This window comes from Micromonospora sp. NPDC002411 (genome assembly GCF_053592955.1).
The window spans coordinates 1-21,768 of the sequence record NZ_JBSFBM010000022.1 but is presented as its reverse complement, the minus strand read 5'-3'; the positions used below and the strand labels follow the sequence as shown (position 1 = coordinate 21,768).

At 72.0% G+C, this 21,768-nt stretch carries 20 protein-coding genes, 1 pseudogene and 1 riboswitch; of the genes and pseudogenes, 8 read left to right on the top strand and 13 right to left on the bottom strand.

What is annotated here, in order from left to right; translation table 11 throughout:
• Nucleotides 1-12 precede the first annotated feature (12 nt).
• Together ACWCO3_RS05170 and ACWCO3_RS05165 are read left to right on the top strand one after the other, a co-directional pair.
• The gene (locus ACWCO3_RS05170; protein ID WP_450008594.1) at nucleotides 13-3,315 is read left to right on the top strand and encodes a BTAD domain-containing putative transcriptional regulator; all 3,303 of its coding nucleotides are present in this window, start codon (nucleotides 13-15) and stop codon (nucleotides 3,313-3,315) included.
• 113 nt (nucleotides 3,316-3,428) lie between these two features.
• The gene (locus tag ACWCO3_RS05165; RefSeq protein WP_357932104.1) at nucleotides 3,429-5,003 is read left to right on the top strand and encodes a Na+/H+ antiporter; all 1,575 of its coding nucleotides are present in this window, start codon (nucleotides 3,429-3,431) and stop codon (nucleotides 5,001-5,003) included.
• A 21-nt stretch (nucleotides 5,004-5,024) separates the two neighbouring features.
• Here ACWCO3_RS05165 and ACWCO3_RS05160 read toward each other — a convergent pair whose 3' ends face one another.
• From ACWCO3_RS05160 to ACWCO3_RS05140, 5 genes are all read right to left on the bottom strand, one after another.
• On the bottom strand, nucleotides 5,025-5,768 hold the full coding sequence (locus tag ACWCO3_RS05160; RefSeq protein WP_145784360.1) for an amino acid ABC transporter ATP-binding protein: 744 nt from the start codon (nucleotides 5,766-5,768) through the stop codon (nucleotides 5,025-5,027).
• Nucleotides 5,765-6,538 (bottom strand): amino acid ABC transporter permease, encoded by a 774-nt coding sequence (locus ACWCO3_RS05155; RefSeq protein ID WP_145784358.1) that lies wholly within the window; start codon nucleotides 6,536-6,538, stop codon nucleotides 5,765-5,767. The genes ACWCO3_RS05160 and ACWCO3_RS05155 overlap by 4 nt, the downstream gene beginning before the upstream one ends.
• A 42-nt stretch (nucleotides 6,539-6,580) precedes the next feature.
• The gene (locus tag ACWCO3_RS05150; RefSeq protein ID WP_145784356.1) at nucleotides 6,581-7,447 is read right to left on the bottom strand and encodes an ABC transporter substrate-binding protein; all 867 of its coding nucleotides are present in this window, start codon (nucleotides 7,445-7,447) and stop codon (nucleotides 6,581-6,583) included.
• 102 nt (nucleotides 7,448-7,549) lie between these two features.
• Nucleotides 7,550-7,690 (bottom strand): hypothetical protein, encoded by a 141-nt coding sequence (locus ACWCO3_RS05145; RefSeq protein ID WP_167524892.1) that lies wholly within the window; start codon nucleotides 7,688-7,690, stop codon nucleotides 7,550-7,552.
• A gap of 32 nt (nucleotides 7,691-7,722) precedes the next feature.
• Nucleotides 7,723-7,834, bottom strand: a riboswitch (SAM riboswitch).
• A gap of 86 nt (nucleotides 7,835-7,920) precedes the next feature.
• A complete protein-coding gene (locus ACWCO3_RS05140) occupies nucleotides 7,921-9,861 on the bottom strand; it encodes an amino acid transporter (protein WP_145784354.1) in 1,941 nt (646 codons plus the stop codon).
• 189 nt (nucleotides 9,862-10,050) lie between these two features.
• Here ACWCO3_RS05140 and corA point away from each other — a divergent pair, with 189 nt between their 5' ends.
• Nucleotides 10,051-11,181 carry a magnesium/cobalt transporter CorA gene (gene corA / locus ACWCO3_RS05135; protein WP_450008589.1) on the top strand — a complete coding sequence of 377 codons (1,131 nt, stop codon included), beginning with the start codon at nucleotides 10,051-10,053 and terminating at the stop codon, nucleotides 11,179-11,181.
• A 15-nt stretch (nucleotides 11,182-11,196) separates the two neighbouring features.
• Here corA and ACWCO3_RS05130 read toward each other — a convergent pair whose 3' ends face one another.
• Together ACWCO3_RS05130 and ACWCO3_RS05125 are read right to left on the bottom strand one after the other, a co-directional pair.
• Entirely contained in the window at nucleotides 11,197-11,388 is a 192-nt protein-coding gene (locus ACWCO3_RS05130; RefSeq protein ID WP_145784350.1) for a hypothetical protein, read from the bottom strand.
• Nucleotides 11,389-11,566: 178 nt separating this feature from the next.
• Nucleotides 11,567-12,082 carry a 2'-5' RNA ligase family protein gene (locus ACWCO3_RS05125; RefSeq protein WP_450008586.1) on the bottom strand — a complete coding sequence of 172 codons (516 nt, stop codon included), beginning with the start codon at nucleotides 12,080-12,082 and terminating at the stop codon, nucleotides 11,567-11,569.
• Between the two features lie 78 nt (nucleotides 12,083-12,160).
• Here ACWCO3_RS05125 and ACWCO3_RS05120 point away from each other — a divergent pair, with 78 nt between their 5' ends.
• Nucleotides 12,161-12,670 (top strand): mycothiol transferase, encoded by a 510-nt coding sequence (locus ACWCO3_RS05120; protein ID WP_145784345.1) that lies wholly within the window; start codon nucleotides 12,161-12,163, stop codon nucleotides 12,668-12,670.
• Between the two features lie 15 nt (nucleotides 12,671-12,685).
• Here the strand turns inward: ACWCO3_RS05120 and ACWCO3_RS05115 are convergent, their stop codons facing one another.
• Nucleotides 12,686-13,732 carry an NAD(P)-dependent alcohol dehydrogenase gene (locus tag ACWCO3_RS05115; protein ID WP_357932123.1) on the bottom strand — a complete coding sequence of 349 codons (1,047 nt, stop codon included), beginning with the start codon at nucleotides 13,730-13,732 and terminating at the stop codon, nucleotides 12,686-12,688.
• 147 nt (nucleotides 13,733-13,879) lie between these two features.
• Here ACWCO3_RS05115 and ACWCO3_RS05110 point away from each other — a divergent pair, with 147 nt between their 5' ends.
• Together ACWCO3_RS05110 and ACWCO3_RS05105 are read left to right on the top strand one after the other, a co-directional pair.
• Nucleotides 13,880-14,287 (top strand): SCP2 sterol-binding domain-containing protein, encoded by a 408-nt coding sequence (locus ACWCO3_RS05110; RefSeq protein WP_145785778.1) that lies wholly within the window; start codon nucleotides 13,880-13,882, stop codon nucleotides 14,285-14,287.
• Nucleotides 14,284-16,337: pseudogene (locus ACWCO3_RS05105) on the top strand (amylo-alpha-1,6-glucosidase); the annotation flags it as partial. The gene ACWCO3_RS05110 and the pseudogene ACWCO3_RS05105, both read left to right, overlap by 4 nt.
• Nucleotides 16,338-16,366: 29 nt before the next feature.
• Here ACWCO3_RS05105 and ACWCO3_RS05100 read toward each other — a convergent pair.
• Nucleotides 16,367-16,870, bottom strand: coding sequence for a DinB family protein (locus ACWCO3_RS05100; RefSeq protein ID WP_357932129.1), 504 nt, complete (start codon nucleotides 16,868-16,870; stop codon nucleotides 16,367-16,369).
• Between the two features lie 154 nt (nucleotides 16,871-17,024).
• Between ACWCO3_RS05100 and ACWCO3_RS05095 the strand changes: the two genes are divergently transcribed.
• Complete coding sequence (locus ACWCO3_RS05095; protein ID WP_357932132.1) at nucleotides 17,025-17,936, top strand: DUF72 domain-containing protein; 912 nt, start codon at nucleotides 17,025-17,027, stop codon at nucleotides 17,934-17,936.
• An 18-nt stretch (nucleotides 17,937-17,954) separates the two neighbouring features.
• On the opposite strand, the gene ACWCO3_RS05090 is transcribed toward ACWCO3_RS05095, so the two are convergent.
• On the bottom strand, nucleotides 17,955-18,326 hold the full coding sequence (locus ACWCO3_RS05090) for a hypothetical protein (protein ID WP_145784335.1): 372 nt from the start codon (nucleotides 18,324-18,326) through the stop codon (nucleotides 17,955-17,957).
• A 204-nt stretch (nucleotides 18,327-18,530) separates the two neighbouring features.
• Nucleotides 18,531-19,160 (bottom strand): hypothetical protein, encoded by a 630-nt coding sequence (locus ACWCO3_RS05085; protein WP_145784333.1) that lies wholly within the window; start codon nucleotides 19,158-19,160, stop codon nucleotides 18,531-18,533.
• Nucleotides 19,161-19,357: 197 nt separating this feature from the next.
• Between ACWCO3_RS05085 and ACWCO3_RS05080 the strand changes: the two genes are divergently transcribed.
• Entirely contained in the window at nucleotides 19,358-19,528 is a 171-nt protein-coding gene (locus ACWCO3_RS05080; protein WP_167524891.1) for a hypothetical protein, read from the top strand.
• A 42-nt stretch (nucleotides 19,529-19,570) separates the two neighbouring features.
• On the opposite strand, the gene ACWCO3_RS05075 is transcribed toward ACWCO3_RS05080, so the two are convergent.
• Nucleotides 19,571-20,434, bottom strand: coding sequence for an alpha/beta hydrolase family protein (locus ACWCO3_RS05075; RefSeq protein WP_358163059.1), 864 nt, complete (start codon nucleotides 20,432-20,434; stop codon nucleotides 19,571-19,573).
• Nucleotides 20,435-20,537: 103 nt separating this feature from the next.
• Nucleotides 20,538-21,725, bottom strand: coding sequence for a hypothetical protein (locus tag ACWCO3_RS05070; RefSeq protein WP_450008609.1), 1,188 nt, complete (start codon nucleotides 21,723-21,725; stop codon nucleotides 20,538-20,540).
• Nucleotides 21,726-21,768 lie beyond the last annotated feature (43 nt).

Sequence of the window (21,768 nt, the reverse complement as noted above, 5' to 3'; positions counted from 1 at the left end):
TAGATTGGTGCCATGACCAGGCAGCCGACCGCACCGGACGCGGTGACCTTCGGCGTCCTCGGGCCGGTGACCGCCGTCACCGAGCGTGGCCCGGCACCGCTGCGCGGGCACCGGCAGCGCCTGGTGCTGGCCCGGCTGTTGATCGCCCACGGGCGGGTGGTGCCGGTGCGGCGCCTGGTCGACGACCTGTGGGAGGACGCGCCGGACGGCGCGGTGGGCGCGATCCGGACCTTCGTCGCCGACCTGCGCCGGGCACTGGAGCCCGACCGGCCACCCCGACAGCCGCCCCGGATCCTGGTCACCGAGCCACCGGGGTACGTGCTGCGGGTCGCCCCCGACGCGGTGGACGCCGGCCGGTTCGAGGCAGCCGTCGGCGAGGCGGGTCCACTTCTCGCGGCGGGACGTCCCGCGCAGGCCCTGACCGCCCTGGACGAGGCACTCCGGCTCTGGCGGGGCCCCGCGTACGCGGACTGCGCTAACGAGATCTGGGCGGCGGCGGAGATCAACCGCCTGGACGAGTTGCGCATGCTGGCCGTCGAGCGGCGGGCGGAGGCGCTGCTGGCACTGGGCCGGCCGGACGAAGCCGCCGCCGACCTGCCGGCTCACCTGGCCAGCCATCCGCTGCGGGAGGACGCCTGGCGGTTGCTCGCGGTGGCCCGGTACCGCGCCGGTCGGCAGGGGGACGCCCTCGCTGCGCTTCGCGAGGCGCGCGACGTCCTGGTGACGCAACTGGGAGTGAACCCCGGGCCCGAGTTGCAGAGGCTGGAAGCCGACGTCCTGGCCCAGGCGCCGCATCTCACCCCGGTCCTCGATGACGCTGCCACTCCCCGCCACCGGGAGCCCGCAGCACCGGGGCCGGCGCGGCGGCGTCCGTTCGTCGGCCGGGCAGTGGAGCTGGACCGCCTACGGCACGCCGCCGACGCCACGCGCCGACGCCGCACGCCCACCCTCGCGCTCCTCGGCGGCGACCCGGGTGCCGGAAAGACCGCGATGGCCGAGACGGTGGCCCGGCAGCTCGCCGACGAGGGCTGGACCACGACGTGGGGACGCAGCCCGGAGTACGAGGGAGCCCCGCCGGCCTGGCCGTGGACCCAGGTCACCGACGCGCTCACCGGACTGGTGGAGGCCCCCGGTCCGACCGACGAACCGGGCGACCCCGCCGGTGGGCGATTCCGTCGGCACCGGGCGGTGGCGTCGTTGATCGCGGCGGTCGCCGATCGGGGGCCGCTGCTCGTGGTCCTCGACGACCTGCACCGCGCCGACGGTGACACCCTGGACCTACTGACCGCCCTGCTCACCGGTCCACACCCGGCCACCGGGCCGGTGCTCGTTCTCGGCACCTACCGGGCCACCGAGATCAGTCCGGAGCTGACCGCCGCGCTGGCCCGCGTCGCCGGGCTGGAACCGACCCGGGAGTACCTGGCCGGCCTCTCCGCGTCGGCGACGGGTGAGTTGGCCCGCGCCGTCGTCGGCGCGGCACTCGCCCCGAGCACCGCCCAGTTGATCCACGACCGCAGCGGAGGCAACCCGTTCTTCGTCCGCGAGCTGGCCCAGCTGTACGCGAGCGAGGGGGAGACCGCACTGGCCTCGGTGCCGCCCGGGGTGCGCGACGTGATCCGGCACCGGCTGGCGCAGCTACCCACGCCGACGCGCACCGTGCTGCGGCAGGCCGCCGTGCTCGGCCGGGACCTCGACCTGGAGATCCTCACCTCCCTCGCGGGCGACCACGCAGTCGTGCTGGACGCCGTCGACCGCGCCCTGCAGGCCGGTTTCCTCGCCGAGCGGGAGCCCGACGGTCAGCTGCGCTTCACCCACATCCTGGTCCGCGACACGCTCTACGCCGACCTGTCCACACCGCGTCGTGCCGCCTGGCACGCGACGATCGCCGAAGCGCTGCGACAACGAGATCCGGTCGAGCCCGCCGCGATCGCGCACCACCTGCTCAGCGCCGGTGGACGGGTGGCTGCCGGTCGCGCCGGGGCGTACGCCCGCACGGCTGCCGAGCAGGCCGAACGTGGCGGCAACCCGCACGAGGCGGCCCGCCTGTGGCGGCAGGTGATCGAGGCGTACGACCGGGCTGGCGGCGTCGAGCAGCGTGAGCGGTTGACCGCACTGCTCGGTCTGGGGCGCGCGTTGGCCGTGACCGGGCGGCTTTCCGAGGCGAGAGGGCGACGTGCCGAGGCGATCGCCGCCGCCGAGTCGGTCGGTGATCCGCTGCTGATCGAGGAGGTGCTGGCCGGCTTCGACGTACCCGCCATCTGGACGCGCAACGACGACGACAGGCTCTCCGGGCACATCGTCCGAGCCGCCGAGCAGGCCTTGAGCGCTCTCGGCCCGACCGGCTCGGCGCGGCGCAGCCGACTCCTGAGCACCCTTGCGCTGGAGCTGCGCGGCACCACCACCGACAGTGGTCGCCGGGCGGCGTACGAGGCCGAGACCCTCGCCCGAACGGTCGGCGACCCCGGGTTGCTGGCCTTCGCGCTCAACGCCCGCTTCATGCACACCTTCCAGCGCGTCGGCCTGGCCGGTGACCGGGCCCGCATCGGTCGCGAATTGGTCGACCTGGCCGCTCGGCACCAGTTGGTGACCTTCGAGGTGCTCGGCCACCTCGTGCTGGTCCAGGCGTACTGCGCGCTGGCCAACCGGCCCGCAGCCGACGAGCACGCCCGTGCCGCCGACCGCCTCGCCGAGCGGTACGAGCTGCCGTTGGTCGCGGTGTTCACCAGGTGGTTCGCCGCTCTGCGCCTGGCTCTCGACGGCGAGGCGGCCTCGGCGGCGGACGCCTTCCACGCGGCGGCCCGCCACCTGCCCGCGGACGGTATGCCGGGCCTGACCCGTGGGCTGCTCCCGCTCGCGCTGCTCGGCCTGCGGCTGGCCGAATCCGTCGACGACGGGACCGACGGTCTCGACCAGCCGCTTCCCGGCCTGGGCTGGGCGGGTACGGACTGGGGGCCGCACGAGCCGTGGGTCCGGCCGTTGCTGCTGCTCGCCGACGGCGACCGGGACGCTGCGGCAGCGGCCGTGCGGGCACTTCCGGAAGGGCCGCACGATCTTCTGAGGGAGGTGCGCCTCTGCCTCGTCGGTCGGGCGGCGCGTGCCCTCGGTGACCGGGCCACGATGGAACGGGTCCACGCCGAACTGTTGCCGGCGGCGGAGGAACTGGCTGCCGGCAGCGGAGTGCTCACCGTCGGCCCGGTGGCCGGGCACCTCGCCGCCCTGGCCGGCGCACTGGGCCGCGAGGAGGAATCGGCTGCGCATCGCCGGGTCGCCCGCGCGGTCAGCGACCGGGCCCGGACCACCACCCCTGCCCGCTGATCGCCGTTCGCCGTCCACGGCGACTTGCCGATTTTCCTCGGAACCCGTCGGTGGGTGCGGTCAGATGGGATGACCGGCGCGTCCGCCGCCGGCGACGATCGAGGGGGTACGCCGTGCAGGCGCTCGTCATGATCGTGGTGCTGGGCGTCACCGTCCTGATCGGCACCACGCTCGGCGGACGGTACCGGGTGGCCCCGCCGGTCCTGCTCATCGCGTTCGGGGTGCTGCTCGGCCTGACGCCCCCGCTGTCCGAGGTGACCCTGGAACCCGACCTGGTGCTGCTGATCTTCCTACCGGCGATCCTGTACCGGGAGAGCCTCACCATCAGTCTGCGCGAGATCCGGGCCAACCTCCCGGTGATCGGGTCGCTCGCCGTGGTGCTGGTGGTCCTCACCATGGTCACCGTGTCGTTCACCGCGCAGGCGTTCGGGGTGAACCCCGCCGCCGCCTGGGTGCTCGGCGCCGTCCTCGCCCCGACCGACGCCGCGGCGGTCACCGGGCTCGCGAAACGGCTGCCCCGAAAGCTGCTCACCACCCTGCACGCCGAGAGTCTGATCAACGACGGCACCGCCCTGGTGGTCTTCGCGGTGGCCGTGGGTCTGCTCGTCCACAGCGCGGACCCGGGCGTGCTGGGCGTCGGCGAGGAATTCGTCGGCGCCAGCGTCGGCGGCGTACTGGCCGGTGTGCTGGTGGGGGCGGCCGTGGTGCTGGTCCGCAAACGGCTCGACGACCCGCTTCGGGAGGGCGCGCTGAGCGTGCTCACGCCGTTCGCCGCGTTCCTGCTGGCCGACGCCGTGCACGCCAGCGGTGTGCTGGCGGTGGTGGTCGCCGGTCTGGTGCTGTCCTACGCCGGTCCACGGGTGATCCGCGCCCGGTCCCGGGTGCTGGCGTACGCGTTCTGGGACCTGTCCACGTTCCTCATCAACGGTGGGCTGTTTGTCCTTCTCGGCACGCAGATACCCCGCGCGGTGCGGGGCATCACCAGTACCTCGCCCGAGCGCGCTCTGGTGATCGTGCTCGTGGTGACGCTCGTCGTCATCGGCACCCGGCTGTTGTTCGTCTACCTCACCTCGCAGATCGCGAGGCTGCGACGTCGCCGGATCATGGACCCGAGCCAGGGGCCCTCGGCCTGGCGGGTGGGAACCGTCGCCGGCTGGTCCGGGTTCCGGGGCGCGGTGTCGCTCGCCGCCGCCCTGGCCGTACCAACGGTGACCGTCGCCGGTCAACCGGTGATCGAGCGCGACCTGATCATCTTCGTCACCGCGCTGGTGATCGTGCTGATCATGCTGCTCCAGGGGACCACCCTGCCGCTGGTCGTGCGCTGGGCGGGACTGGTCGGCGACCCCGAACGCGTCGACGAGGCCCGGCATGCCCGGCGGCGGGCCACCGAGGCGGGCCTCGCCGCTCTGCCCCAGGTGGCGGCCGAGGTCGGCGCGCAGGAGGAGTCGGTCCATCGGCTGCGAGCCGAGTACCAGAGGCACCTGGAGGACCTCAACGAGAGCGGAGGGAGCACCGCCGAGGAGCGCCGCCTCGAACGTCGGCTGCGCCTGCGCGTCCTCGCTCACAAACGTCGGGAGGTCACCCGCCTGCGCGACAACCGGGAGATCGACGATCTGGTGCTTCAGGAGCTCCAGGCCGCCCTGGACAACGAGGAGATCCGGCTGCTGGGGCGCGGACCCAACGAGTGACAGTCGACGTGCCGCCGCGACTCAGAGCACCTGGGACAGGAACCGGCGGAGCCGAGGATGCTCGGCCCGTTCGAAGACCGCCTCGGGCGGGCCGGCCTCCAGCACCACGCCCCGGTCCATGAAGGCGACGGTGTCGGCGACCTGCCGGGCGAAGCCCATCTCGTGGGTGACCACCACCATGGTCATGCCCGCGGCGGACAGGTCGGCCATGACCCCGAGCACGCCCTTGACCAGCTCCGGGTCGAGTGCCGAGGTGGCCTCGTCGAAGAGCATCACCTCGGGCCGTAGCGCCAGCGCCCGGGCGATCGCCACCCGCTGCTGCTGACCGCCGGAGAGCTGCGCCGGGCGTGCGTCGGCCTTGGCCGCCAACCCCACAAGGTCCAGTTGGGCCCGGGCCACGGCCTCCGCCTCGTCCTCGCCGAGCTTGCGGAGTCGGCGCAGCGCGAGGGTGACGTTGCGCAGCACGCTCATGTGCGGGAACAGGTTGAACTGCTGGAAGACCATGCCGACCCGCTGCCGCAGGCTGTCCGGGTCGTCGGCCAGCACGCTGCGCCCGTCCAACAGCACGTCGCCGCGGTCCGGCTCGATCAGCCTGTTGATGGTGCGCAGGAGGGTGGACTTGCCGGACCCGGACGGGCCGATCACGCAGGCCGTCCCCCCGCGCGGCACGGTGAGGTCGACGCCGCGCAGCACCCGGTTCGGCCCGAAGGCGAGGTGCACGTCTCGTACGTCGAGGCTGACCGAGGTGGTGGTGTCGGTGGTCATCGCCGGTCTCCCTGGACAGTGGCGGGCAACGGGAGGTCGTCGTCCTCGTCGGTCGGCGCGACGGCTGGCCGGCCGTGACGCAACCGCCTGTCGATCCAGTTGACGACGTGCGTCAGCGGAACTGTCAGCGCCAGATAGAAGAGGCCGGCCAGGAGCAGCGCGGACTCGTTGCCGGTGGTGGCCGCGTAGTCCTGCCCGATCCGGAACAGCTCCCGCTGGCTGGCCACCAGGCCGAGGAAGTAGACCAGGCTGGAGTCCTTGATCAGTGCGATGAGCTGGTTGACCCAGGCCGGCAGGACCCGCCGGATGCCCTGCGGAATGATCACCAGCCGCATCGCGTCGCCCCAGGAGAAGCCGAGCGCGCGGGCCCCCTCCAACTGGGCGGCCTCCACCGACTGGATGCCGGAGCGGAAGATCTCCCCGATGTACGCGGCGGCGATCAGCGACAGCGCCAGGATCCCCAACGGGTAGGGGTCCGGTCCCCAGACCTGCATGCCCAGCGGTGCCAGCCCGACGCCGATCAACAGGATCGTCGCCGCGGCCGGCAGCCCCCGGAACACGTCGGTGTACACCCGCGCCGGCCAGCGCAACCACCGGCTGCGGGAGATCCCGGCGACGGCCAGCAGCAGGCCCAGCACCGAGCCGAGCAGGGCGGCGGAGACCGCCAGGATCAGCGTGTTCGGCAACCCGACGGTCAGCATCTCGGGCAGCGCTTCGCCCATCGCCTCCCAGTCGAAGAACGTCTCCCACAGGGTGCTCAACGGATCCATCGGTCGCCTCTCCTACCGTCCTGCTCGCTCGTCACCGGGTATTCAGGAGGCGGGCGACGCGGACGGAGCCGTCGACACCGCCACCGCGCCGCTGCCCGGCTTGAAATCCGCCGGGATCGGTCGGCCCGGGTAGTACTGGGCCTGCAACCGGTTCCAGGTGCCGTCCGCGATGACCTCGTCGAGAGCCTTGTTCAGCGCCTCGCGCAGCTTGTCGCCGCCCTTCGCGACGGCGTACGCGGTCGGTGCCGGGCTGAGCTGCTTGGCCGCCACGGTGATCTTGCCGTTGCTGTCGGCGGCCGACTTCTCGCCGATCTCCGCCGGCGCGATCCACGCGTCGGCGGTGCCGGCCTTGAGCTGGTTGATCGCGCCGTTGTAGTCCGGCACCCGCACCGGGTCGAGCTGCTTGCCGGTGGCGTAGTCGTCCTGCACGGTGCCCTGCACCACCACGACCCGCTTGCCGGCGAGCTGCTCGAAGCTGGTGATCGGCGAGCCGGCCGGGACGTCCAGGCCGAAGTAGCCGAAGTCGTAGCCGTTGCCGAAGTCGACGGTCTTCTTCCGCGCCTCGGTGATGGTGATCGAGGAACTGCCGACGTCGAACTTGTGGTTGTTGACCTGGGAGAGCAACGCGGAGAAGTCGGTGCCGACGAACTCGACCCGGAGGCCGAGCTTGCCGGCCACGGCGGTCAGCAGGTCGTTGTCGAAGCCGGTGAACTTGCCGTCCTCGAGGTACACGTTCGGCGGGGCGTCGGTCAGGGTGCCGGCCCGCAGCACGCCCGGCTGTGCCAGGCCGTACGGGTTGGCGCTGGTGTCGGACGAGCTGTCGCCGCCGCAGGCGGTGAGCGCGGTGGCGGCCAGGACGGCGGCCGCGCCCAGGGCGGTGGCACGGGTCAGGGCAGGAAGAAGTCGCACGGGTGTCTCCGAAAAGGTCGCGTCCCGGCACGCACTGATGTGCGTCGCCGGCGGTGCGCCCGATGGGCGTACCGGTGAGGGAGGTTCGGGAGGAGGGCTGCGCTAGTGCGTGGTGCCGCGACGACACGCGGCGCTGCACATTCGCATCATGTCCACGTGCCGCCGCCGGGTCAGTGCCGGCGAGAGCCAACCGGCGCGGATGTCCGCGGTGTCGGTCGGTGGAGTGGTGCTGAGGATGCGCATGGTTCTCCCGGGTCTGTGCTGACCTGGGTGCCAGGCCACGCTTGCACCGACGTCCTGTCGGTGCCTGGTCTTCACCCGGGGCACCCCACCGCGGAGGAGGGTTGCCGGCCAGCGAGCCGGGGCTTCGCGCTGGCACTCATGACCTGCGCCGAGGCTAGCAGCAGGCACGGGTGGGTCGTCCAGTCGTTATGACCACGCTCACCAGGGGAGATGGGCGGCCGGCACTCCCGTCAGCCGGCGTGCACGTGGGGCCGTCGGCGCGGATCGGGCTCGTGACGACGCAGGATCTCCCGGGTGACCGAGGCGATCTCGCCCTGCCCGAACGCCAGGTAGCGCAGGACGTTGCGACCCGGGCCGCCCTCGGTCCACTCGAAGTAGATGTGCGGGCGTCGACGGGTCCGGTCGCGGATCTCCAGCAGCAGGGCGGCGAGCGCGTTGGGCACCCCTGAGCTGGTCAGGCTGAGCACCGGGAAGCGGCCGTCGACCAGACTGCCGGTCACCACCAGTTCGGTCTCGAAGTCCGACGGGTCGCAGACGTGCACCTCGACGAAGAGCACGTCGGTGTCGTCGGGGAAGTCGTTGTCCGCCATCGTCTGCGCCAGCTTGGCGCGGTACTCCACCTCGCCCCGGCCGTCGGGTTCGTGCGCGATGAGGCGGATCCGCCGCCCGTCGCGCTCGTCGATCATCCGGGTCGCGACCGGGTCCAGCTCGACGTGGTCGACCCGCAGCTCGAAGGCGCGGGACAACCGGGAGAGCAACGAGACCACGATGATCCCGCCGATGAAACAGGCCGCGATCTTGACGCCGTCGGGGCGTTCCACCACGTTCGCCAGTGTGGTGTAGACGAAGATCACCGCGATGGTGCCGAACGCAATCGTGCGGCCGCGCTGCCGGTGCCGCACCGCAGCGAGGGTCACCGCCGTCGCCGCCGAAGTGATCAACACCAGAACCCCGGTGGCGTACGCCCCGCCCTGCGCGTCCACGCTGGCCTCGAAGACGACCGTGATCAGGAACGCCACCGCCGTGAAGACCAGCACCAGTGGCCGGACCGCCCGTGCCCAGGTCGGGGCCATGCCGTAGCGGGGCAGATAACGGGGTACGAGGTTGAGCAGCCCGGCCATCGCCGACGCCCCCGCGAACCAGAGGATCCCGATGGTGGACAGGTCGTAGACGGTGCCGAACACCTCCCCGAGGTGCGCGTGCGCCAGGTAGGCCAGCGCCCGGCCGTTCGCCGGCCCGCCGGGCTGGAACGCCTCCGGCGGGATCAGGATGGTGGTCGTCACGCTGCTGGTGATCAGGAAGATGCTCATGATCACGGCGGCGGTGGTGAGCAGCCGGCGAGCGCCACGGATGCGGCCCAGCGGTCGCGCCTCGGAATCCTGCGGATCGCCCCGCACGCTCGGCATCACGGCAACCCCGGTCTCGAAGCCGGAGAGACCCAGCGCCAGCTTCGGAAAGACCAACAGCGACAGGGCGACCACCATCCACGGATCGCCGTGGCCGGTGGTCAGCGCGGTGGTCCAGTCCTCGACCGCGCTCGGGTGCGTCACCACCCGCCACAGCGCGTCGGCCACCACCACCGCGTTCAGCGTCAGGTAGAGCGCGACCAGGACGACGGCGATCCCGATGGCCTCGGTGAATCCCTTGAGGAACACCGCGCCCAGCAGCGCCACCAGCAGTAGCGTGAGCGGCACCTCGTACCCCTTGAGCGCGCTCGGCCAGAACGGGTTCTCGTCGATGTGCGCGGTCGCGTCGGCGGCCGAGAGGGTGATGGTGATGATGAAGTCGGTGGCCGCGAAACCGAGCAGCACCAACACCAGCAACTTGCCCGGCCAGTAGCTCAGCAGGCGTACCAGCATCGCGATGGAGCCCTCGCCGTGCGGACTCTCCGCCGCCACCCGTCGGTAGACCGGCAGCGCGCCCAGCAGAGTCACCAGCACCAGCACCAGGGTCGCCACCGGGGACAGCGCCCCGGCGGCGAGCGCCGCGATGCCCGGCTGGTAGCCCAGTGTCGAGAAGTAGTCGACACCGGTCAGGCACATCACCTTCCACCAGGGGTGGTGCCGGTGCTCCGGTGGACGTCCGTGCGGCCCCGGGTGCTGCACGGGCTCCTCGGCGCCGGCACGCAGCAGCCACTCCCGCAGCCGGCCCGCGCGCTTGTCGACCTCCACCGGCGCGTCCCCCGTCAGTCCCGCCCCTGGTAACCGTGAGTATCCGCCCGAGGTGGGGCGCCCGTCCGCCGGTGCGGGGAACCCACCCCGCGCCACAGCGGGTTTCGGGCCCGGGACAGGGGGGAAGCAGCGGCCCCCGGGGTGGCGGGAGTTGTGCCGGACCGGGCGTCACCGGGGAGGGGACAGGGCATGGTCGGTGGCCGTCGCTTCCGCCCGGGTGGGGGCTTCGGTCGCCAACTCGACGAGTACGAGACCAGGGTCGGCGTGCCACCGCCCTCGGAGTCGCCCACCCCGCCCGCCGGTGGCCTGGTGGACAGCGCCGTCTACATCCGTGGGCACCGGTTCGCCTCCCCGTCCGGCCTCGCCGAGACGTACCGCTGCCTGCAGGAGCAGGACAGCGCGATGGCCTGGATCGGGTTGTACCGGCCCGACATCGAGCAGATCACCTCGCTGGCGCGGGAGTTCCGCCTGCACGACCTGGCGGTCGAGGATGCGATCAACGCCCACCAGCGACCCAAGCTGGAACGCTACGGGGAGACCCTGTTCGTGGTGCTGCGCGCCGCCCGCTACGACGACCTCCGGGAGGAGGTCGAGTTCTCCGAGCTGCACCTGTTCATCGGGCCGGGCTTCGTGGTCACCGTCCGGCACGGTGAGGCGCCGGACCTGGCCGCGGTGCGGCGGCGCATGGAGGTCGAGGCGCAGATGCTCGCCCGGGGCGCCGAGGCGGTCCTGTACGCGATCCTCGACCAGGTCGTCGACGGGTACGCGCCGGTCGTGGCCGGGCTGGAGAACGACATCGACGAGATCGAGACCCAGGTGTTCGGTGGTGACCCGAACGCGAGCCGGCGCATCTACGGCCTGAGCCGCGAGGTGATCCAGTTCCAGCGCGCCGCGCGACCCCTGCTCGCGGTGCTCGACGCGCTGGCCGACGGCGCGGGCAGTGCCGACACGGACGAGGAGTTGCGCCGCTATCTACGGGACGTCACCGACCACCTGACACAGGTGGTGGAACGGGTGGACGGGTTCCGGCACCTGTTGCAGAACATCCTCACCGTCAACGCGACACTCGTCTCGCAGCAGCAGAACGAGGAGATGAGGAGCCTCACGGCGGCCAGCTACGCGCAGAACGAGGAGCTGAAGAAGGTCTCGTCCTGGGCGGCGATCCTGTTCGCTCCCACGCTCATCGGCACCGTGTACGGCATGAACTTCGTCCACATGCCGGAGTTGCACTGGCGCTTCGGCTACCTGTTCGCGCTGCTGCTGATGCTGCTGGTCTGCGGCACCCTCTATCTGATCTTCAAGCGGCGTGGCTGGCTGTGAGCCGCCCGGTGAGGATCACTCGATGCCGCGCAGGATGTGCCGTTCGTCCTCGACGTCGTCGTCGCCGGCACTGATCCGGCCGAGCAGGACGGCGGCGGCCCAGATCGTCAGGGGCGTGGCCGCCCCGGTCATACCGCCGGCGGTCCGGTCGTCCCGGCTCTGGCTCCGCTCCGCTCGCGGTGGCCTGCGCTGAGCCTGCATAGGCACTGCCCCTCCTCGTCGAAGCCGCCGTGGGCGGCGCGGCGTGACCCCGCGCCGCCGGCCGGGCGAAACGCGCTCGGCAGGACGGCATCTACGTCGAACCATCCCACGTCAGGCCGCATAACCACCGCTTCTTTTCGGTTTCCCGACTGTCGCCCGCCAAACCGGACATTTTCGCCGAGGGTCAGGGCAGCGGATGGGCGATGCCCCGCGCGTGGTCGGTGAGGGCCGCCCCGACCACTGTCGCGGCCAGCGGCAACACCTCCAGGCAGCGGCGTACCGCGGCGGCCATCAGCGCGTTCGGCACACGCATGGACAGCGTGCAGTGCGGCACCCAGCGGCCCGGCTGGTAGTGCTCGGCCAACGGGATGCCGGCGGCGGCGAGCCGGTCGTGGACCGTGCGATGGTGGGCCAGGAGCTCCGGGGTGGGCGTCGGACCGAGCCAGAGGACCCGACCGACGAATTGGCCGGCGTGCTGGAACTCGAGCCGCAGGGGAGCGGCCACGACCGTCCCGTGCAGGGCCGCGGCGACCTGTTCCGGGTCGAACCGGGGCGCCACCGCCAGTGAGACGTGCGGACGGTGACGTTGCTCCAGCAGCGAGCGCATGCTCCGCACGCCCTCGGTCTCCAGCGCGTCCCACAGCACCCGGATCCGGCGGGTGGCGTCCGGGTCCAGGTACAACTCCACCGCCGCGACCATTCGATCACCGTAGCGGCCGAGGTTTGGGCGACCGCGCTCGGCGGTACCTGACCGGAGACCGAACAGGAGGCGTACCTGGTGGACGTGAGTGATCTGCTGACCGAGACGTACGACCGACTGCCCGACCTCGTCCGTGCTGCGGTGGACGGCCTCAGCCCGGAGCAACTACGACACGAGCCGGCACCGGGCCACAACTCGATCGGCTGGCTGGTCTGGCACCTCACCCGCGTGCAGGACCATCACGTCGCCGAGGTGCTCGACGCCGAGCAGATCTGGGTGAGTGGCGACTGGGCGGGCCGGTTCGGCCTCACCGCCGACCCCGACGACACCGGCTACGGGCACTCGCCCGCGCAGGTCGCGGCGGTGCGGCCGGAGAGCGCGCAGGCGTTGATCAACTACTACGGGGCGGTCGCGTCGCGTACCCGAAAGTTCCTGGCCGGCCTGCGTCCGGCGGACCTGGACCGCGTCGTCGACGAGGCGTGGGACCCGCCGGTCACCCTCGGCGTCCGGCTGGTCAGCGTCGCCGAGGACGACCTGCAACACGTGGGTCAGGCCGCCTACCTGCGCGGACTGCTCGAAACCGGCTGATCGCTCGCGGCCGGCTCACGGCACGATCACGGCCCGGCCCTCCAGCGTGCCGTCGCGCATCTGCCGGTACGCGTCGAGCGCGTCCTCCAGCGCGAAGTGAGTGGTCGTCGGCCGGATCAGACCACGGGCGCCCAGGTCGAGCACCTCGACCAGTTCCGGGCGACTACCCCAGTAGGTGGTCGCGATGCTCACCTCGTATGGCACGGAGAAGAACGACACCGCCAGGGTGCCCCCGCCGAGACCTACGATGGTCAGGTCGCCCACCGTGCGGGCCGTCGCCACGCCCAGGGCGAGGGTGGCATCGGTGCCGACGAAGTCCAGCACCACGTCGGCGCCCCGACCGCCGGTGGCCTGCCGGATCTCCTCGGCGGCGCTCGGACCGGAGATGACCGTTCGGTCGGCACCACACTCCTCGGCCAGCCGTAACGCCTCGGGGCGGTTGTCCACCGCGAGCACGCGGGCGGCGGTGGTGGCCTTCAGGATCTGTACGCCCACGTGCCCCAGCCCGCCGACTCCGATCACCACGGCCGTGCTGCCGGGCGGCAACTTCGGCCAGGAGCGGCGGATCGCGTGGTACGGGGTGAGCCCGGCATCGGTCAGCGGCGCGGCGTCCGCCGGATCCAGCCCCTCCGGCAGGGGTACGACGTGCCGCGAGTCCGGGACCAGCTCGAACTCGGCCATGCCCCCGTCCAGTCCGAGCCCGCCGCCACCGCTCGGCACCGGCGCGCCGGACGGGTTTTCGCAGTACGTGTCGACACCGGCCCGGCACCGGGCGCAGGTGCCGCAGCCCCACGCGCCGAAGACAGCCACCGGTTGCCCGACGGACAGTCCGGTCACCCCGTCGCCGAGGGCGTGCACCCAGCCGGCGTTCTCGTGGCCGAGGGTGAATGGTGGATTCCAGGGCATGGTTCCGGGCTCGAACTCTTCCATCAGGTGCAGGTCGGAATGGCAGGCGCCGGCACCGCCGATCCGGACCACCACCTGACCCGGCCCAGGAGTCGGGTCGGGGACCTCGATCAACTCCGGCGTCGACCTCCAGTCCTGCAACCGCAGCGCGCGCATCCAGTGCTCCCTGGCTCGACGGAAGTCGGTGGCTGCCCCCTTCGCAGCGGCCCAAACTGGCAGGCGGTGCGCCTCACCCGTTTCGGGTGAACCGGCCTCACCCGGGCGCGGGCGATCCTACGGAGAGCCGTGGGGGAGGGGGACCTGATGGGCGCGACGGCGGAGCAGTACCTGCAGCAGTTGGACGACGGTCGGCGCCCCGACCTGCCGGAGACCACAGTGGGAACGCTGCGGCTGGACGTGCGCGGCGACGGCTGCACCGACCACTGGTACCTGCGCGTCTCCGACCAGCACGTCCAGGTGTCCCGCTCGGATGACGACGCCGACCTGGTGGTCCGCGCCGACCGCTGGGTCTTCGACAGCATGGTTAACGGTGAGCTGCATCCCGGCGCGGCGATGCTGCGCAACGAGCTGACGATGCAGGGCGACATGCGTCTGCTGCTGGTGCTGCGGCGAATCTTCGCGGGGCCGGCCGGCGCCCGCCACCCTCGGGAGCTGGGTCGGGCCGCCCTGGCCGGTCGGAACGTGACGCCCGCTCGGGAGGGTCGATCGTGAAGCAGGAACTGCTGCACGTCATCGCCGGCAACGTGTTCGCCAACAGCGACGCCCAGGGCGACATCGAGGCCGACGCGCGCACACCTGTCGGTCTCTTCGCGTACGACACGCGCTTTCTGTCCCACTGGGTGCTCACGATCGACGGCGAACGGATCAACGCGCTGTCCCGCGACGACATGACGTACTTCGAGACCCGGTTCTTTCTGGTCCCGGGCGCGGCGAGCCACTACGTCGACGCCGACGTGTCGATCATCCGGCACCGCTCGATCCACGATTGCATGCACGAGAAGATCACCGTGCTCAACCACTCGGCAGAGCCGGCCGAGTTCACCGTACGAGTGGAGATGGGCAGCGACTTCACCGACATCGCCGAGATCGGCCACCTTCGGCGGCGTGTCGTCGAGGTCACCCCGGACTCGGCCAACCGCCAGCTCGTGCTGCGCTACCAGCGGCAACGGTTCGTCCGCCAGACCACCGTGCAGAGCACGGTCCCGGTCGAGGTGGACGAGGAGGGAATGACGTTCCGGATCCGGGTCGCCCCGGACGGCAAGTGGGAGACCGACCTGCATATCGCCATGAACATGGGCGGCGAAGGCGGCCAGGACGTGCGCGCCTCCCTGGAGTCGCACCAGCGGGCCGTGCGGGGCGGGATGCGCGAGGACCTGGCGAACTGGACGGAGCAGGCCCCGACGCTGGTCGCCGAACGCGACGGGTTGGAGGAGATGTACCGGGGCGCCCTGGCCGACCTGGCGGCACTGCGGTACAAGCCGTGGTCGTCACCCGAGCGGGTGCCGATCGCCGGTCTGCCGTGGACGATGTGGTTGTGCGGACGGCACAGCATCATCACCTGCCTGCAGACGATGGCGTTCACTCCCGAGCTGACCCCCGCGACCCTGCGGATGCTGGCGTTTCTCCAGGGCGCCCAGCTCGACGACGACCTGGACGAGGAGCCCGGCAAGATCCTGGCCCACCTCCGCTACGGCGAGTCCGGCGCGTTCGGTGACCGGGCGAACGCCTTGTACTACGGCGCTGCGGACACCACCCCGCTCTTCGTGATCCTGCTCGACGAGTACGAGCGCTGGTCCGGTGACGCGGACCTGGTGCACGAGCTGCGCCAACCGGCCCGCATGGCGCTGGACTGGATCGACGAGTACGGCGACCTGACCGGCGACGGCTACGTGCGCTACCAGCGCCGTAACGAGTGCAGCGGCGCGGTCAACCAGTGTTGGAAGGACACCCCGGACGCGATCACCGATGCGCACGGTCACCAACCGGCCTTCCCCCGCGCCACCTGCGAGTTGCAGGGCTACGCGTACGACGCGAAGAGGCGTGGCGCCCGGCTGGCGCGGAACTTCTGGGGCGACCCCGCGTACGCCGACCGGCTGGAGCGGGAGGCCGAAGCGCTCAAGGAGCGCTTCAACCGGGACTTCTGGCTGCCCCACCAGGAGTACTACGCGTTGGCGCTCGACCCGTACGGCGAGCCGGTCGACGCGCTGTCGTCCAACATCGGGCACCTGCTGTGGAGCGGGATCGTCGCGGACCACCGCGCCGGGGCCGTTGCCGAACACCTGGTCGGGTCGCGGTTGTTCGGCGGTTGGGGGGTGCGTACCTTCGCCACCGGGCAGCGCCCGTACAACCCGATGGGGTCACACCTGGGCGCGGTGTGGCCGGCGGACAACGCCCTGATCGCCGCCGGGTTGCGCCGCTACCGGTTCGACGCCCAGGCGGCCACGATCACGGCCGGCATCTTCGACATGGCGCACACCCTCGGTGGGGCCGTGCCGGGGATGATCGCCGGCCACGATCGTTCTCTGACGAAGTATCCCGTCCAGTTGCCGGCGGCCGGTCGCCCGCAGGCGTGGTCGTCCGGGGCGCTGCTGATGCTGCTGGGCACCATGCTGGGGTTGCGACCCACCGGTGACAACCTGCTGGTCAACCCTGCTGTGCCGGAGGGCTTCGGTCGGCTGGAGCTGCTCGACATCCCCGGCCGCTGGGGTCGCTCCGACGCCTACGCCAGGGATCGGACGACGGCGCACCGGCCCGGTGCCCGCCTGCGCTGAGCGGCCGGGGGATCGCCCGTCAGCCCATCGTCCGGGCGCCGTCGATCGACTCCCGCAGGATGTCGGCGTGCCCCGCGTGCTGGGAGGTCTCGGCGATCAGGTGCAGCAACACCCGCCGAACCGTCCAACTCGCGCCCGGCTCGAACCAGGGCGCCTGCGGCAGCGGGTGCGCCGCGTCCAGGTCGAGGGTGGTGAGCAGCTCGTCGGTGTGGTCAGCCACCTCCTGGAAGCGCTCGACCAGCCCGGCCAGGGTTTCGCCCGGCGCCATCTGGAACTGACCGACCCAGTCGATCTCGACGCGCTCCATCGCCTCCGCGCCGCCCACCGCGAAGAGCATCCACCGGTGCTCGACGGTGGTCACGTGCTTGACGAGGCCACCGAGGCAGAGCTCGCTGGCGGTGGGGCGGGCTGCCGCCTGCTCGTCGGTGAGCCCGTTGACCGTGTGCAGGAGGAAACCCCGATGCTTGCGCAACGTCTGTAGCAGGTCGGCTCGCTCACCGGTGAGCTGCTCGGTGCTGGTCATGGCGCCACCCCTCGTCACTGTGCGGTCGGACCTCGGAAACCCGCTCGGTGTCACCGTAGGACGAGGCACCGACACTTCCCGGGCGTGACACCCCAGCCCAACGGACACCCGCCAGCGGTTGCCGATCCACGTCCGCGGCTGTCCACTGAATGACATGGGTGTCATCAAGGTGGGCACGTCGTCCTGGGCGGACCAGTCTCTGCTGCGCTCCGGGTGGTACCCGCGCTCGGCCAGCACGCCGGCCCGCCGACTGGGCTTCTACGCCAGCCGTTTCCCGCTGGTCGAGGTGGACACGTCCTACTACGCGGTCCCGGTACCCGAGACCACGCACGGTTGGGTCGACGCCACCCCGGACGACTTCACGTTCGACGTCAAGGCCTTCAGCCTCTTCACCGGGCACCCGACGCCGGTCGCCGCGCTGCCCCGGGACCTACGCCCGGCCGCCGGCCCGAGCCGGATCCGTCGACGAGACCTGCCGCCGCAGGCGTACGACGAGCTGTGGGCCCGTTTCCGCGCGGCCCTCGACCCGATCGCGGCGGCCGGCAAGCTCGGCGCGGTGATGATGCAGTTCCCGCCGTGGCTGGTGCGCAGCGCCGCCGCCGAGCGTCGGATCGTGGAGCTGGCGCAGCGCTGCCGGCCGTGGCGGGTCGGCGTGGAGCTGCGGCACCGGTCCTGGTTCGACGGCCCGGCGGCACCGGACACTCTGGACCTGCTGCGCGAACACGACCTGTCCCTGGTCTGCGTGGACATGCCGCAGGGGCACCCGTCGTCGGTGCCGCCGATCCTGACCACCACGGCGCAGCCGGCGATCGTCCGGTTCCACGGCCACAGCGAGGCCTGGGGCGGTGGTGACAAGCAGGAGAAGTTCCGGTACGCGTACGCCGAGGACGAGCTTGCGCACTGGGCCGGGCTGCTGGCCGAGTTGGCCTCCGAGGCGGACGACCTGCACGTGCTGTTCAACAACTGCTGCGCCGGGCAGGCACAACGCGACGCCACCCGGCTGGCGCAACTGCTCACCGAGACGATGATCGACGACCGGGCGCGGGCCACGTCGGCCACCGGCTGAGGGCCTCTGGCACTCGGCTCAGGAGCGCCGGCCCCGGGTGCGCAACGCGTCCTGCGTCGACTCGCCGATGTCGGCGTCGTCCGGGAAGGTCCGTCCGCTGGGCGCCGGGTCGGGTGGGGCGCCCGGTCCGGCCATCGGTGTACGGGTTGGTTCCACCGAGCCGAAGCCGTGCCGTCCGGCCGGGTCGCGCCGGCCCGCCGGTGCGCCCGCGCGTCGTTCCCCGCGCCGTCCCTCGGGCACCGCGGTCTCCTCGCTGCCCTCGTCCATCGGCGAGTCCTCGTCGGTGCCCCAGGGCGCGTCGGCGTCGAAACCGTCACCGGTGCCCCACGGCTTCACCGCCTCCGGCTCCAGCCGGTCGTTGTCGCCGCTGCGTCCCCTGTCCGCCGCCATGGCCACCCCGCTCGTCGGTCCGCCGCCGTCGGCGGACGATGTGCCGTCCCTGCGGGTCCGCCGGTAGCGGCGAACCGACGGGACGCTGTGCCGTCCTGCGCGTCCGCGTCGCCGCGGGCGATCGTCGTCACGCCGACGAGCCCGCGTAGGGCCGGAGAGTGCCCCGCCGTCGAGGTGGCGGCGGGACGCCCACCGGCCCGACGCTCAGCGGCCGGCCATCGCCATCGGCCGTTTGCCGTTGCTCATCCCGGCCATCTTGATCATGGTCTTCGAGGCGCCCCTCATCCCACCGGCCCGGCCGAGCATCCCCCGGAACACCTGCCCCGGCTTCTGTTGCTCGCCCATGTACGCGGTGACCACCACCAGGGTCCCGGTCAACGCCGGAATGGCCCACTGGAGCAGCTTCATCTGTCGCTGCGAGGAGGCCACGCTTGCCGGCGTCTGGTGGTTCGGCTCGGTCGCGCCGCTCACCGACGGGCCACCAGCCTTCTCCAACCGCATGCCGACCAGTCGGCTGTAGCCGGTGACCGCCAGCGCGCCGATCGTCAACGCGGTCTTGATGACGCTGGCCCGGGCGACGCCGGACTGTGCCGCCACCCGTGGGCTCTCCGTCACCAGTTCGCCGACCGCGCCGGCCAGGTGGGCGCCGATCGCCGCCGCGTTGACCGGGGTCCACTTGGACCAACCCGCCGACGCGACCGGGAGTCGCTGAGTCGAGTCGCTGATCTTCGCCGCTGCTCCGTTGACGCCGAAGGCACCCATGAGGGAGCCGCCAAACCAGGCCGCCAGGCCCAGATCGTGCATCGAACGCAGTGCGGTGTGCCGTTCGGACATGTGATCCCCTTCCGCCGTGTCGGGCGGTGCGGCTTACCCGCCGCTCGGCCGGCTAACCCCGCCCCGCGCGGGCCGATCCACGCCGTACCGGCAGGTGGGGGACGTTGCGGGCGTCGGTGGGTCGCCTCGCCGTCAGCAGGAGTCCTTCGCGCGATGGCGGGTACCTCCGCAAGCGACGCCGACGAGAGGGGAACGCGATGTCGCAGCCGGACGAGAGCCGGGAGAAGACCCCCAAAACGGACGCCGTGCTCATGCACCCCGACAACGACCCGCACCGGAACACCGCGGAGGTCGCGCCGCGAAAGGACCACGCCGCGATCCAGGTGGAGCGCGACGACGAGCTGGTGCCGCTGGACCAGGACGAGTGAGTCGCCCGGCCGAGTCGTCGCACGGCGACCGGCCGGCACGTCTCAGCGGGGCGGTAGGTCGCCGACGAACTCGGCGATCCGCCGCGCCAGCGACGCGCTGGCCCGGACCCAGGTGAAGTGGTCCAGTGGCGCGCCGGCCCGCTCCACTGTGTAGCGCTCCCGGGTCACCGGAGCGCCGGTGAGCTTCGCGCAGAGGTAGTCCATGGTCTCGTGCGGGGTGAACTGGTCGTCGTCCACGCTGACGGCGAGCACCGGAGTCCGCACCGCGCGTACCGCCGCCTCGGTGTCCGTACCGTCGAGGCGCGGGAATCGGCCGGTCCGCGCGGTGTGGGCCCAGTCGCGGATGACGCCGCGTGCCTGCCGGCCGCCGAAGCCCCAACCCGGCCAGACCCCCAGCAGCGCCGCGGTGGCGGCGATCCCCTGGGTGTACGGCAGCACGCCGAGGCCCCGCGGTCCCGGGTAGCTCCGCCAGTACGGGATGCCGACCGCGATCAACGCCAATCCGTCCACCTCGTCGCCGCCGTGCAGGGCGAGATGCAGCAGCGCGGCCTGCCCGCCGAGGGAGTGCCCGACCAGCAGCCGGCGGCGCCCGTCCAGTCGTGGCTTGAGCGCCGCCAGGACGGCGTCGACGTCGCCGGCCAGCTCCGAGTAGCCGTACCGGTCGGCCCGGCTCGGCGCGGGGGTGCTCGTGCCGGTGCCACGCAGGTCGGCGACGACCACGGCCAGCCCGGCGGCGCGCAGTTCGGCGGCGAAGGGTCGGTAGTAGCGGGCGCGGACCCCCATGGCGGGCCAGATCAGCACCACCGGCGCGTCCGTCGTGCCGGTCGGCTCCGGATAGACCTGCACACCCAGCCGGCCACCGTCGACGTCGACGAACTCCTGCGCGTACTCCGAGTCCCCGTTCATCGGCCCAGCTTACGGCCCGACGTTACCGGCGGGTAGCCCTCGGCGGTCGGACGCGACGGAGGGCCCCGCCTGGCGGCGGAGCCCTCGCCGATGGCGAGCCGGCTCAGGAGACGGAGATCGTCCCGTTGCCGGCGCGTACGCAGGCCACCGACCGGGCGCTGGTGGTGGCGGCGCCGCTCAGGCACTGACCGAGCACCTGGTGCCCGGTGGCGTTCGGGTGCCACGACTCCTGGCAGGTCTGGAAGTAGCTCACGCAGGTGTTGGCGATCCGCTGGATGGCGATCTTGTCCTTGCCGGCGAGGCTGGTGACGAAGGTGCCGGTCGCGCCGTCCTGGAGCCGGATCGGAGTCGCCAGCGCGCCCGACGGGCTGCTGGTCTGCTCACACAGCCGGGCGCCGTTGAAGGCCTGCTGCACGTTCAGGTACACCAGGTCGTCGGCCGGGAACTCGGCGGCCAGAGTGTCCCGGGTGGACTTCACGATGGTGCCCAGGCCCTGCGAGAAGCGGTGGCCGGGGGCGAGGCTGGCCCGGTGGATCGGGCAGCCGGCCGCGTACCGCTCGGCGCCCAGGTCACGGAACTTGTCCCGGGTGTCGTCGCGGCTGTCCTCCTCGTGGAACTGCGGGTTCAGGTCCAGCGGCAGCGGGTTCGTGTAGTCCTGGAACACCACCCGGTGCTGCCCGTCCGCGTCGATCTGGTCCAACGTGGTCAGCACCTGGCGGACGGCGGCGGTGGTCTCCGCGGTCGCGGCGCTGAGCTGCGCGGCGGTGGCCAGGTCGGCGTCGCTGCACGGCTTCTGCTCCACCGGGCCGTTCAGGTACGCCCAGAACTCCCACCAGCCGGTCCACGCGTCGGCGATGAAGCGGTTGGCGCACTTCTCCGCGACGCTGCCGAACGTGAACGAGCTGTTGTTGGAGCCCAGGCCGATCAGCACCAGGTCGATGTCCTGGGTCTGCGCGACGGCGCGGAGCTGGTCCAGCTGCGCGGCCACGGTACGACCGTTGGTGCGTGCCTGCGACGCGGTGGCGATGTCGTGTGGCTGGCCACCGGAGCAGGCCAGGTTGAACCGGTTCTGGATGCCCGGCAGGTTGGCCTGGTTGAGCGAGGCGTTCGCCGAGCGGTGGCAGAAGAACGCGTTGTTGTTCGCCGCCGTCCAGCCGGGGAAGCCTTGCGTGACCCCGTTGGCGTCGACAACCGGGGTGTACGCCCCGGCGCCCTCGCCGCTGATGAAGCTGTCCCCGAGTGCCACCGCCGCGACTTCAACGAAGCCGAGTCGACCATGCGGCTGCGTCAGACGATGCCGGCGTCGTGGACGAGCAGGGCCACCTGGACCCGGT

Excerpts from the sequence above, each read along its gene's own strand:
- ACWCO3_RS05170 (WP_450008594.1), top strand. The coding sequence starts at position 13 with ATGACCAGGCAGCCGACCGCACCGGACGCGGTGACCTTCGGCGTCCTC.
- ACWCO3_RS05160 (WP_145784360.1), bottom strand. The coding sequence starts at position 5,768 with ATGACCACCGACACCACCACCTCGGTCAGCCTCGACGTACGAGACGTG.
- ACWCO3_RS05155 (WP_145784358.1), bottom strand. The coding sequence starts at position 6,538 with ATGGATCCGTTGAGCACCCTGTGGGAGACGTTCTTCGACTGGGAGGCG.
- ACWCO3_RS05145 (WP_167524892.1), bottom strand. The coding sequence starts at position 7,690 with ATGCGCATCCTCAGCACCACTCCACCGACCGACACCGCGGACATCCGC.
- corA (WP_450008589.1), top strand. The coding sequence starts at position 10,051 with ATGGTCGGTGGCCGTCGCTTCCGCCCGGGTGGGGGCTTCGGTCGCCAA.
- ACWCO3_RS05125 (WP_450008586.1), bottom strand. The coding sequence starts at position 12,082 with ATGGTCGCGGCGGTGGAGTTGTACCTGGACCCGGACGCCACCCGCCGG.
- ACWCO3_RS05115 (WP_357932123.1), bottom strand. The coding sequence starts at position 13,732 with ATGCGCGCGCTGCGGTTGCAGGACTGGAGGTCGACGCCGGAGTTGATC.
- ACWCO3_RS05110 (WP_145785778.1), top strand. The coding sequence starts at position 13,880 with ATGGGCGCGACGGCGGAGCAGTACCTGCAGCAGTTGGACGACGGTCGG.
- ACWCO3_RS05100 (WP_357932129.1), bottom strand. The coding sequence starts at position 16,870 with ATGACCAGCACCGAGCAGCTCACCGGTGAGCGAGCCGACCTGCTACAG.
- ACWCO3_RS05095 (WP_357932132.1), top strand. The coding sequence starts at position 17,025 with ATGGGTGTCATCAAGGTGGGCACGTCGTCCTGGGCGGACCAGTCTCTG.
- ACWCO3_RS05090 (WP_145784335.1), bottom strand. The coding sequence starts at position 18,326 with ATGGCGGCGGACAGGGGACGCAGCGGCGACAACGACCGGCTGGAGCCG.
- ACWCO3_RS05085 (WP_145784333.1), bottom strand. The coding sequence starts at position 19,160 with ATGTCCGAACGGCACACCGCACTGCGTTCGATGCACGATCTGGGCCTG.
- ACWCO3_RS05080 (WP_167524891.1), top strand. The coding sequence starts at position 19,358 with ATGTCGCAGCCGGACGAGAGCCGGGAGAAGACCCCCAAAACGGACGCC.
- ACWCO3_RS05075 (WP_358163059.1), bottom strand. The coding sequence starts at position 20,434 with ATGAACGGGGACTCGGAGTACGCGCAGGAGTTCGTCGACGTCGACGGT.